This is a genomic window from Paractinoplanes bogorensis (genome assembly GCF_018829635.1).
Taxonomy (GTDB): Bacteria; Actinomycetota; Actinomycetes; order Mycobacteriales; family Micromonosporaceae; genus Actinoplanes; species Actinoplanes bogorensis.
Genome location: NZ_JAHKKG010000003.1, coordinates 403260 through 416303, shown reverse-complemented (window position 1 = coordinate 416303; position 13044 = coordinate 403260). Strand labels below are relative to the sequence as shown.

At 72.9% G+C, this 13044-nt stretch carries 1 protein-coding gene (cut by a window edge); it reads right to left on the bottom strand.

Going from position 1 to position 13044, the window contains the following annotated elements:
* Nucleotides 1-13044 carry the 5' end (the start) of a type I polyketide synthase gene (locus tag KOI35_RS47215; protein ID WP_246612869.1) on the bottom strand. Its footprint begins 16611 nt before the window's first position, so the window shows 13044 of its 29655 coding nt (coding positions 1-13044); its start codon is at nt 13042-13044; its stop codon lies off the left edge, out of view.

The following is a 13044-nucleotide window of genomic DNA, read 5'->3' as shown; positions in this document are numbered from 1 at the left end:
CCAGACCGCCCGCAGGCCCTGGAACGCCGGGCCGTAGTCGAAACCGCCGGCCGCGAACCTGTCGTACGCGCCGGTCAGGTCGACGGCCTCGGCCCCGCGCGGCGGCCAGACGGCGGTGTCGAACTCGGCGGCGGCCTCGGTCGTGGCGCTGAGCGTGCCGGTGGCGTGCTGGAGCCAGGCGTCGTCGGAGCGGGAGAAGATTCCCACCGTACGGCGGCCGTCCGCGCCCGGCATGCCGACGCGCAGCTGCATCTGGACCGTGCCGCGCTCGGGCAGCACGAGCGGGGCGGTCAGGGTCAGCTCGTCGAGGCGGTCGCAGCCGACCTCGTCGCCGGCCCGGATGGCCAGCTCGGCGAACGCCGCGCCGGGCAGGATCGTGCGGCCCATGATGACGTGGTCGGCGAGCCAGCGGTGGCCGCCGACGCCGAGCGCCGCGGTGATGAGGTGGCCGTCGTCGCCGCTGAGCTCGACGACCGCGCCGAGCATCGGGTGGCCGGCGGGCTGCAGACCGGCGAGCGAGACGTCGCCGGCGGGGGCCGCGCCCGCGGTGGGCCAGAAGCTGTGCTGCTCGAACGCGTACGTGGGCAGGTCGACCCGGTGGCCGCCGGTCGTCAGCTTCGCCCAGTCCATGCCGACGCCGGTGACGTGCAGGCGGGCGAACGCGCCGAGGATCGTCGAGACCTCGTCGCGGTCGCGGCGCAGGGCCGGGATGCCGTTGTCGACCATGGCCGACAGCACCGCGTCCGGGCCGAGCTCGAAGAACTTCGCGCCGTCCAGCCGCGCCACGTTGTCGGCGAACCGCACGGTGTCACGGACGTGGCTGACCCAGTACTCAGGATCCGTCACGTCACCTGTGGACACGATCGGGATCTGCGGGTCGTTGAACGTAAGTCCGCCGACGATCACGCGGAAGTCGTCCAACATCGGGTCCATCAGCACCGAATGGAACGCGTGGGAGACCGTAAGACGCTTGGTTTTGTCGAACTGCGACGCAATCGCCAGGGCCTCGTCCTCAGCGCCCGAGATCACGACCGCGTTCGGGCCGTTGATGGCGGCGATGCTCACGTTCGCGGTGAGCTCGATGTCGTCCGGAGCGGCCTGGATCGCCACCATCGCGCCGCCGGGCGGCAGGGCCTGCATGAGGCGTGCGCGGGCCGCGATCAGGGCACACGCGTCCTCGAGAGACAGGACGCCCGCGACATGGGCCGCGGCGACCTCACCGATCGAGTGACCGGCGAGGAAGTCGGGCTCGATGCCGAGGGACTCGGCCAGTCGATAGAGAGCGACTTCGAGGGCGAAGATGGCGGGCTGGGCGTTGCCGGTCTGGTCCAGGTCGACACTTTCGTCGCCCAGAGGCAGATCCAGGTAGGGGTCGAGTTCGGCGGCCACGGCGTCGTAGGCCGCGGCGAAGACCGGGAAGGCGTCGCGGAGCTGAGCGCCCATGCCGGGCCGCTGGGAGCCCTGGCCGGTGAACAGGATCGCGAGGGGGGCGTCGCTGACGACGCCGCGAGCCACCTCGGCTCCGTCGAGCAGCACCGCGCGGTGGTCGAACAGGGCACGCGTGGTGGCGAGCGAGAAGGCCACGTCGGCCGGGGCGGCGTCGACCAGGCCGACGCGGGCGATCTGGGCGTCGAGCGACTCGGCGGACTTGGCCGACACGAGCATCGGCGCCGGGCCGGTCGCCTCCGTCGTCTCCGCCGTGCGCGGGGCCGGGCCCGCCTCGACGATCACGTGGGCGTTGGTGCCGCTGATACCGAACGACGAGATGCCGGCACGCCGGGGGCGGTTCGCCGCGGGCCACTCCGTCTCGGCGGTGACCAGCTCGGCGGCGCCCTCTTCCCAGTCCACGTGCGACGACGGGGCGTCGACGTGCAGCGTCTTCGGGACGACGCCGTGCCGCATCGCCATGATCATCTTGATGACACCGGCGACACCGGCCGCGGCCTGGGTGTGGCCGATGTTCGACTTGACCGAGCCGAGCAGCAGCGGCACGTCCCGGTCCTGGCCGTACGTGGCGAGCAGGGCCTGGGCCTCGATCGGGTCGCCGAGCGTGGTGCCGGTGCCGTGCGCCTCGACCACGTCCACGTCACCCGTGCGCAGACCGGCGCTGGCCAGGGCCTGGCGGATGACGCGCTGCTGCGAGGGGCCGTTGGGGGCGGTCAGGCCGTTGGACGCGCCGTCCTGGTTGATGGCCGAACCGCGTACGAAAGCAAGGATCTGATGACCGTTGCGCCGCGCGTCGGACTCACGCTCGAGGAGCAGCAGGCCCGCGCCCTCGGCCCAGCCCACACCGTCGGCGCCGTCGGCGAACGCCTTGCTGCGGCCGTCGACCGACAGGCCGCGCTGGCGGGAGAAGCCGACGAAGGCGTTCGGCGTCGACATGACCGTGACGCCGCCGGCGACGGCCAGCGAGCATTCCCCCGCCCGCAGGGCCTGGGCCGCGAGGTGCATGGCGACCAGCGACGACGAGCAGGCGGTGTCGACCGTGACGGCCGGGCCCTCGAAGCCGAACGTGTACGAGACGCGACCCGAGGCGATGCTGCCCGAGCTGCCCTGGCCCTGGTAGCCCTCGGCACCCTCGCCGCCGGCCAGGAGCAGGCCGTAGTCGTTGTACATGACGCCGGTGAAGACGCCCGTACGGCTGCCGCGCAGCGTTGCCGGGTCGATGCCCGCGCGCTCCAGGGCCTCCCACGTGGTCTGCAGGAGCAGACGCTGCTGGGCGTCGGTCGCGAACGCCTCGCGCGGGCTCATGCCGAAGAACGCCGGGTCGAACTGGTCGGCCTCGTGCAGGAAGCCACCGTGCCGCGTGTACGTCGTACCCGCGTGGTCGGGGTCGGGGTTGAACAGGCCGTCGACGTCCCAGCCGCGGTTCGACGGGAACTCGGTGATGGCGTCGGTGCCGTCGAGGACGAGCTTCCACAGGTCCTCGGGCGAGTTGACGCCGCCCGGGAACCGGCAGGCCATGCCCACAACCACGATCGGGTCGTCGGTGGTGTTCGCCTTGACGACCGGCGCGGTCTCCACGATGTCGGCGCCGAGCAGCTCGTCGAGCAGGTATGCGGCGAGCAGCGACGATGTCGGGTAGTCGAAGACGAGCGTGGCGGGCAGGCGCAGGCCGGTCTCGGTGCCGAGGCGGTTGCGCAGCTCGACCGCGGTCAGCGAGTCGAAGCCGAGGTCGCGGAACGCGCGGTTGGCGTCCACCGTGGACGCGCCGTCACGGCCGAGCGTGGCGGCGACAGCCACGCGGACGAGGTCGGTGAGGAACGTCGTCCGCTCGGCCTCGGGCTTGGCGCGCAGCTGCTGGGCCAGTCCGGTGGTGGCCGCCGAGCTCTTGGCGCGACGGCGGGCGGATACCCGTACAAGGCCGCGCAGCAGCGGCGGGACCTCGCCCTGGGCCCGCAGCGTGGCCAGGTCGAGGCGGAACGGCAGGACGGCGGCCCGGTCGGCGGCGATCGCGACGTCGAACAGCGCGAGGCCCTGCTCGACGTCGAGCGCCGGCATGCCCGAGCGGGCGGCGCGGGCGAGGTCGGTGTCGCCGGCCAGGCCGACGGTCCAGGCGCCCCACGCCATCGAGACGGCACTCTTGCCTTCGGAGCGGCGTTGCTCGGCCAGCGCGTCCAGGTAAGCGTTGGCGGCGGCGTACGCGGCCTGGCCGGGCGAGCCGATCGTGGCGGCAGCCGACGAGAACAGCACGAACGCCTTGAGCTCGGGCAGCAGCTCATGCAGGTGGCGGGCGGCGTCGGCCTTCGGCGCGAGGACGGCGGCCACCCGCTCGGGCGTCAGAGAAGAGACAACCCCGTCCTCCAGTACGGCGGCAGCGTGCACCACGGCCGTGAAGGAGTGCTCGGCGACCAGGCTCTCCAGGGCGGTCCGGTCACTGACGTCGCAGGCCACATTGGTGACCCGCTCGTCCTCGATGCCGTTGCCGCTGCGGCTCGCCAGCACGAGGTGGCCGGCGCCCGCGTCGAGCAAGTGCTGCGCGACGATCCGGCCCAGGCCGCCGGAGCCGCCGGTGATGAGGATCGTGTCGTCGGCGGTCCACTCGACCGGGGTGCCGGGGGCGGTGCGGGCGAGGCGGGGCACGAGGATCTCGCCGTTGCGGACGCGCACCTCAGGCTCGCCGGTCGCGACGGCCGCGGCGATCAGGGAGTCGTCGTCGGTGTCGCTCTCGACGATGACGAAACGGCCGGGATTCTCCGACTGCGCCGAGCGGACCATTCCCCGTACGGCCGCGGCGTCGAGCTGTGCGGACGCAACGGCGCTGCCCTCCGTGGAGACGCCAAGACGCGAGACGAACGCGACGAGCTGATCGTCGTCCTGCTGCAAACGGCCGAGGGCGCCGGCCACATCGGAGATCTCGTACGTCGTGAAGGCCGGGGCCTCGGTGCCTGCGGAGGCGGGGACCCAGTTCACGGCGTACAGGGAATCGGTTGTGGTCTCGGTCGTGGTTTCCGGGCGGACGGCAAGCGCGCCGACGGAAGCGACGAGCGCGCCGGACGGGTCGGCCAGGGCGAGGGCCATCGCGCCGTCGCCGAGCGGGGTCACTCGGGCCCGTACGGCGGTGGCACCGGTGGCGTGCAGGCGCACGTCGGCCCACGAGAACGGCAGCGCGCCGGACTCGAGGATGCCGAAGCCGGCGGCGTGCAGCACGGCGTCGAACAGGGCCGGGTGCAGGCCGAACGCCTCGGCGCCGGCGCTGTCGGGCAGGGTCACGTCGGCGAACAGGTCGTCGCCGGCGCGCCAGACCGCCTTGAGGCCCTGGAAGACCGGGCCGTAGACGAAACCGGCGGCGGCGAGGCGCTCGTAGACGCCGGTGATGTCGACCGGCTCGGCGCCCGCGGGCGGCCAGGTGGTCGTGTCGAACGCCTCGGCCGGGGTGGTCGCGGTGGCCAGGATGCCGGCCGCGTGCTGGACCCAGCCGCCGTCCTGGTTGGAGTGGACGGCAAACACGCGGCGGCCGTTGGCGTCGGGGGCGTCCACGGTGACCTGGATCGACACCGCCTCGCCGGCCGGCAGCACGAGCGGCGCGGTGAGCGTCAGGTCCTCGACCAGGTCGGCGCCGGACTCGTCGCCGGCCCGGATCGCCATCTCGACAAACGCCGTGCCGGGCACCAGGATCCGGCCGTTGACCTGGTGGTCGGCCAGCCACGGGTGGGTGCGGACGGAGAGGCGGCTGGTGAACAGGTGGCCGTGCGCGCCGGCCAGCTCGACACCGGCCCCGAGCAGCGGGTTGCCGGTCTCGGTGAGGCCGAGTTCGGTGGCGTCGGCACCGCGGGTGACGGGCGGCGCCCAGAACCACTCGTTCTGGAACGCGTACGTGGGCAGCGGGATCTTACGTCCGCCGGTCGTCAGCCTCGTCCAGTCCACCGCGACGCCCGTGACGTACAGGCGGGCCAGGGCGGTCAGGGTGGTCAGTTCCTCGTCGCGGTCGCGGCGCAGCATCGGCACGCCGCCGTCGACCATCGCGGAGAGGACCGCGTCGGGGCCGAGTTCGAGGAACTTCGCGCCGGCCAGCCGCGCGACGTTGTCGGCGAACCGGACCGTGTCGCGCACGTGGTTGACCCAGTAGTCGGCCGTGGTGATGTCGCCGGACGCGATGACGGGGATCTGCGGGTCGTTGAACGTAAGTCCGTCGACGATCACGCGGAAGTCGTCCAGCATCGGGTCCATCAGGACCGAATGGAACGCGTGGGAGACCGTAAGACGCTTCGTTTTGTCGAACCGCGCGGCGATCGCCAGGACCTCGTCCGCGACGCCCGAGATCACGACGGCGTTCGGGCCGTTGATCGCCGCGATGCTCACGTTGGCCGTGAGCTCGATCTCGTCGGGAGCGGCCTGGATCGCGACCATCGCTCCGCCGGTGGGCAGAGCCTGCATGAGGCGGGCGCGGGCGGCGATGAGCGTGCAGGCGTCCTTCAGGGAGAGCACGCCGGCGACGTGGGCCGCGGCGACCTCACCGATCGAGTGGCCGGCCAGGAAGTCGGGCTTGAGGCCGAACGACTCGGCCAGGCGGAACAGGGCCACTTCCAGGGCGAAGATGGCGGGCTGGGCGTTGCCGGTCTGGTCGAGATCGGCCTCGGGGTCGCCGAGCGGGCGGTCCAGGTGCGGGTTCAGCTCGGCGGCGACCGCGTCGTAGGCCTCGGCGAACGCGGGGAAGCGGGCGTAGAGGTCGCGGCCCATGCCGGCGCGCTGCGAGCCCTGGCCGGTGAAGAGGAACGCGAGCGGCGCGCCGGTGACGCTGCCGCGGGCGACCTCGATGCCGTCGATGAGGACGGCGCGGTGGTCGAACCGGGAGCGGGTGGTGAGCAGCGAGTACGCGAGGTCGAGCGGCGCGGCGTCCGAAGGCAGGCGCGAGATCTGGCCGTCGAGAGCGGCCGCGGTCTTGGCCGACACGATCAGCGGGATCTTCGCCGCCGCCACGCTGTCCACCGTCGCCACGCCGTCCACCGTCGCCACGCCGTCCACCGTCGGGACGCCGTCGATCGTGCGGACCACGGCCGGTGGAGTCGCCGCCGCAACACCGTCGGACGTCCGCACGGGCGCGTTCGCAGGTGAGTCGCCGGGCATCGCCGGGGGCTGCTCGATGATGACGTGGGCGTTGGTGCCGCTCACGCCGAACGACGAGACGCCCGCGCGGCGGGGGCGGTCCACCGCGGGCCACTCGGCCTCGGCGGTGACGAGCTCGACCGCGCCCTCGGTCCAGTCGACGTGCCGGGACGGGCGGTCGACGTGCAGGGTCTTCGGGACGACGCCGTGCCGCATCGCCATGACCATCTTGATGACGCCGGCGACACCGGCCGAGGCCTGCGAGTGGCCGATGTTCGACTTGATCGAGCCGAGCAGCAGCGGCTCGCCCGAGCGGTCCTGCCCATAGGTGGACAGCAGCGCCTGCGCCTCGATCGGGTCACCGAGCGTCGTGCCGGTGCCGTGCGCCTCGACCACGTCGACATCGGACGTCGTCAGGCCGCCGCTAGCCAACGCCTGCTGGATGACCCGGCGCTGGGACGGGCCGTTGGGTGCGGTCAAGCCGTTGGACGCGCCGTCCTGGTTGACGGCCGAGCCGCGCAGCACGCCGAACACCTCGTGCCCGTTGCGGCGCGCGTCCGAGAGGCGTTCGAGCACGAGCAGGCCCGCGCCCTCCGACCAGGCCACGCCGTCGGCGCTGTCGGCGAACGACTTCGAGCGGCCGTCGGAGGCCAGGCCACGCTGCCGCGAGAACACCACGAACGGCGCGGGCGTCGACATGACGGTGACACCACCGGCGAGGGCGAGCGTGCACTCCCCCTGCCGCAGGGCCTGCGCGGCCAGGTGCATGGAGACGAGCGACGACGAGCAGGCGGTGTCGACGGTGACGGCGGGACCTTCCAGACCCAGCGTGTACGCGACCCGGCCGCTGACCACACTCATCGAGCTGGCCGTGCCGCGGAAGCTCTCGAACTCGTCGCCCTCGAGCAGGAAGCCGTAGTCGTTGGACATGACACCGGCGAACACACCCGTGCGGCTGCCGCGCAGCGTGGCCGGGTCGATGCCGGCGTGCTCGACCGCCTCCCATGCCGTGGTGAGGAGCAGGCGCTGCTGCGGGTCGGTGGCGAGGGCCTCGCGCGGGGACATGCCGAAGAAGTCGGGGTCGAACTCGCCCGCCTCGTGCAGGAAGCCGCCCTCGATGACGTGGCTGCGGCCGGGCACGTCCGGGTCCGGGTCGTAGAGGCCGGCGACGTCCCAGCCACGGTTGACCGGGAAGCCACTGATCGCGTCGGTGCCGTCGAGGACGAGGTTCCACAGGTCTTCGGGCGTGCTGACGCCGCCCGGGAAGCGGCAGGCCATGCCGACGATGACGATCGGGTCGTCCGTGGTGGCCGTCGTCGTCGGGCCGCTCTCCACGACGAGCGAGCCGAACAGCTCCTCGTCGAGGTGCCGGGCCAGCACCAGCGACGACGGGTAGTCGAAGACGAGCGTCGCGGGCAGCCGCAGCCCGGTCTCGGTGGCCAGCCGGTTGCGCAGCTCGACCGCGGTCAGCGAGTCGAAGCCGAGCTCCTGGAACGCGCGGGCCGGGTCGACGCTGTCCGCGCCGGCGTAGTCGAGCACGGACGCGACCTGGCCGCGGACGAGACCGAGCAGGGACTCCACGCGCGATTCGGGGTCGAGGGCGGCCAGCCGCTGGGCGAACCCGTCGGCCTGCCCGGTGCGGGGCCGCCGCGACCGGCTCCGGACGAGTCCGCGCAGCAGGGCCGGGGTCTCGGGCTGGGTCCGCAGCGTCGCCAGGTCGAGCCGGATGGGAAGAAGGACGGCCGTGTCGGCAGCCGACGCGGCGTCGCGGCCGGTCGCGCCGTCACCCGGAACCGCGCCGTCACCCGGAACCGCGTCGGTGCTCAGAGCCGCGCCGGTGCTCGCCGCGGTTTGGGCGGAGGCGATCGCGGCGTCGAAGAGCGCGAGGCCCTGGGCGGCCGAGAGCGACGGCAATCCCGTACGGGCGATACGCGCCAGGTCGGCGTCGGTCATCGAGCCGGTCATGCCGCCGGTGCTGGGGTCCCACGCGCCCCAGGCGAGCGCGACGGCGTGCTTGCCCTCGGCCCGGCGGTGCTGGGCGAGCGCGTCGAGGAACGCGTTGCCGGCCGCGTAGTTGGCCTGGCCGGGCACGCCGAAGTTGGCGGCGGCCGACGAGAACAGCGCGAACAGCGTCGCGTCGGGCAGCAGCTCGTGCAGGTGCCAGGCCGCGTCCACCTTGGGCCGTAGCACGGTGGCGAGCCGCTCGGGGGTGAGCGCGTCGATGACGCCGTCGTCGAGCACGGCCGCGGTGTGCACGACACCGGTGATGCCGTGCTGCTCGACCAGGGCAGCGAGGGCGGCCCGGTCGGTGACGTCGCAGGCGGCCACGGTGGCCGTCGCACCCAGCTCGGTCAGCTCGGCGACGAACTCCTCGGCACCCCCACGACGAGAGGCCAGGACGATTTCCCGTACGCCGAGGTCCGTGACCAGGTGCCGCGCGATGAGCTTGCCGAGACCGCCGGTGCCACCGGTGACGAGAATCGTCCCGTCGACGGTCGCGGGCTGCTGCGGGACGGTGGCCCGCACGAGCCGAGGCGCAACAAGCTGCCCGTCGCGGAACGCGAGCCGCGGCTCGTCAACGGTCACGGCCGTAGCGAGCGCGCCGATCACCGAGGCCGACGACGAAGAGCTCGCGGGTGCGGCGGCATCGCCGGTCGGCGCCGGAGCGGTGAGCGAGGGGTCGACGGCCAGCTCGATCAGGGCGAAGCGGCCCGGGTGCTCCGAGGCGGCCGACCCGACCAGACCGGCGACCGCGGCGGCGGCCGGGCCGTCCCCACGGGTCAGGAAGACCAGGCGGGTGTCCTCGAAACGCTCGTCGGCGAGCCACTGCTGGACCGTCGTCAGCACGTCGGTGGTGGCGGCGTGGGCCGCGATGACCGGATCCCCGCCGGTCTCCACCGCGCGCACAACGACGCCGGGAAGCGCGACGGCGGGCCCGCCGTCAGCCGCGGCAGCGCTGAAAGCGGCCGCATCGAACGCGGGCAGGCCGAGGCCGAAGAGGTCGTCGCCCAGCAGGGCCAGGCTGGTGGCGGCGGGGCCGGGGGTGACGGGCGTCCACTCGATGCGGAACAGCGAGTCCCGACTGATCGCGGCCGGGCCGTCGAGGTGGGTCGCGCTGATCTCGCGGACGACCAGGGACTCGACGGTCGCGACGGGGGCGCCGTTGGTGTCGGCTACGGCCAGGTCGATCGCGTCGCCGTCGAGACGGAGCCGGACCCGTACGTGGGAAGCGCCGGCCGCGTGCAGGGACACGCCCCGCCAGGCGAACGGCAGCCCGCCCCGGCTGATCGCGCCGAAGTCGGCCAGCCCGGCGGCGTGCAGGCAGGCGTCGAGCAGGCCCGGGTGCAGGCCGAACGCGTCGGCGCCGGACTCGAGGGCGGCTTCGGCGAACACCTCGGTGCCGCGGGTCCACACCGCGCGCAGGCCCGCGTACGTGGTCCCGTACACGAAACCGCCGGAGGCAAAGCGTTCGTACGCCCCCTCGATGTCCACCGCGGTGGCGTCGGCCGGGGGCCAGGTCGTGGCGTCGAACGGCAGCGACGTCGCGCCGAGCCCGAGGAAACCGGTGGCGTGCTGGGTCCAGACGTCGTCGCGGCGCGAGTGGATGCTGATCGCGCGGCGGCCGCTGTCGTCGGGTGCGTCGACGGCGATCTGCAGTTGCACCGACGCGTCGGCCGGGATGACGAGCGGCGCGGTGAGCGTCAGGTCCTCGATGCGGCCGCAGCCGACCTCGTCGCCCGCGCGGACGGCCAGCTCGACGAACGCGGTGCCGGACAGCAGCACGTGGCCCTGCACCTCGTGGTCGGCGAGCCACGGGTGGGACGACAGCGCGAGGCGGCTGGTGAACAGGAATCCGGTGGTGCCGGCCAGTTCCACGCCGGCGCCGAAGAGCGGGTGGTCGACCTTGCCGAGACCGACGGCGCGCAGGTCGCCGAAGCCGGCGCGGACCTTGGGCCAGTAGCGGTCGCGCTGCCACGCGTAGGTGGGCAGGTCGATCCGGCGGGCGCCGGTGCCCGCGAACCACGCGGCCCAGTCGACGTCGACACCGGTGACATGCAGGCGGGCGATCGCGCTCAGAACCGTCAGCTCGTCGTCGCGGTCGCGGCGCAGCATCGGCACGCCGTCGTCGACCATCGCCGAGAGCACCGCGTCCGGGCCGAGCTCGAGGAACCCGTTGACGCCGGCCTCGGTCAGGGTGGCGACGTTGTCGGCGAAGCGCACGGTGTCGCGCACATGCGCGACCCAGTAGCCGGGATCCGTCACGTCACCTGTGGATATCACCGGGATCTGCGGTTCGTTGAACGTAAGACCGTCGACGATCACGCGGAAGTCGTCCAGCATCGGCTCCATCAGCACCGAATGGAACGCGTGCGACACCCGCAACTGCTTCGTCTTCTCGAACCCGGCCGCAATAGCAAGAACCTCGTCCGCAACACCCGAGATCACGACCGCGTCGGGGCCATTGACGGCCGCGATCGAGACGCCCGGCGTGAGGGAGATCGCCGACTCCGCGGCCTGGATCGCCACCATCGCCCCACCGGCCGGCAACGCCTGCATGAGCCGGGCCCGCGCCGCGATCAGCGTGCACGCGTCGGCCAGCGACAGCACCCCGGCGACATGGGCCGCAGCAATCTCACCGATCGAGTGGCCGGCCAGGTAATCGGGCTTCAGGCCGAGCGAGGAGGCCAGGCGGAACAGGGCCACTTCGAGCGCGAAGATGGCCGGCTGGGCGTTACCGGTCTGGTCGAGGTCCGCGCCGGGGTCACCGAGCGGGCGGTCCAGATGCGGGTTCAGCTCGGCCGCGACCGCGTCGTAGGCCTCGGCGAACACGGGGAAACGGGCGTGCAGCGCGGCGCCCATGCCGGCCCGCTGCGAGCCCTGGCCGGTGAACAGGAACGCCAGCAGGCCCTCGGACGTGACGCCGCGCGCCAGGTCGGCGCCGTCGAGGCGTACGGCCCGGTGTTCGAGGCTCGCCCGCGACGTGGCCAGCGAGAACGCCACGTCGAGCGGGCGCAGGTCGGGGTTGGTGGCCAGGAAGTCGTCGAGGAGCGCGGACTGCGCGTCGAACGCCACCGCCGTACGGCCGGAAAGCAGCCACGGGATGAGGTTGGGCGCAGCCTCGACCGAGGGCTGGGGCGCGACCGCGGGTGCCTGCTCGAGAACGACGTGCGCGTTGGTGCCGCTGACGCCGAATGCGGAGACCGCGGCCCGGCGAGGACGCCCGGTCGAAGGCCACTGCTGCTGCGACGTGAGGAGCTCGATGTTGCCCGCGGTCCAGTCGACGTTGGAGGTCCGCTCGTCGACGTGCAGCGTCTGCGGCAGCACACCGTGCTGGAGCGCCATCACCATCTTGATGACACCGGCGACACCGGCCGCGCCCTGCGGGTGCCCGATGTTCGACTTGATCGAGCCGAGCAGCAAAGGGGAAACCCGGTCCTGCCCGTACGTGGCCAGCAGCGCCTGGGCCTCGATCGGGTCGCCCAGCCGGGTGCCCGTTCCGTGCGCCTCCACCGCATCCACATCGGAAAAACCCAGGCCGGCGTTGCCGAGCGCGGCCCGGATGACCCGCCGCTGCGACGGCCCGTTGGGGGCGGTGAGCCCGTTGGACGCGCCGTCCTGGTTGACTGCCGAGCCGCGGATGACGGCGAGCACCTTGTGCCCGTTGCGCTGCGCGTCGGAGAGCCGTTCGAGGACGAGCAGGCCGACACCTTCGCTCCAGCCGGTGCCGTCGGCGCCCTCGGCGAACGACTTGCACCGGCCGTCGGGGGCCAGGCCGCCCTGGGCGGTGAACGCCTCGAACGCGGTCGGGGTGGTCATGACGGCGACGCCACCGGCCAGGGCGAGCGTGCATTCCCCCTGGCGCAGCGCGGTCACGGCCAGGTGGGTGGCGACCAGCGACGACGAGCACGCGGTGTCGACGGTGACGGCCGGGCCTTCGAGACCGGCGAAGTAGGACACGCGGCCGGACAGCACGCTGGCCACGGCGGCCGTCGTGGCGTAGACCGTGTTGTCCTCGCCCGTACGGGCAAGAAGGCTCGCGTAGTCCTGACCGGTGGTGCCGAGGTAGACGCCGGTGCGGCTGCCCTTGAGCGAGAGCGGGTCGATACCCGCCCGCTCGAGGGCCTCCCACGACGTTTCGAGGACGAGCCGCTGCTGGGGGTCCATCGCCACGGCCTCGCGGGGCGAGATGCCGAAGAACCCGGCGTCGAAGTCGGCCACCCCCTTGAGGAAGCCGCCCTCGTGGGTGGTGCTGTGCAGCGACTCGATGTCCCAGCCCCGGTCGTCCGGGAACGGCCCGATCGCGTCGCGGCCCTGCTCGACGAGATCCCACAGCTGCTCCGGCGAGGCGACCCCGCCCGGGTAGCGGCAGCCGATGCCGACGATCGCGATCGGTTCGACAGCGGCCGAGACGAGTTGAGCGTTCTGCCGGCGCAGGCGGTCGTTCTCCTTCAGGGAGGTACGCAACGCCTCGACATACTGCTTGGTGGAGTCCGTCAT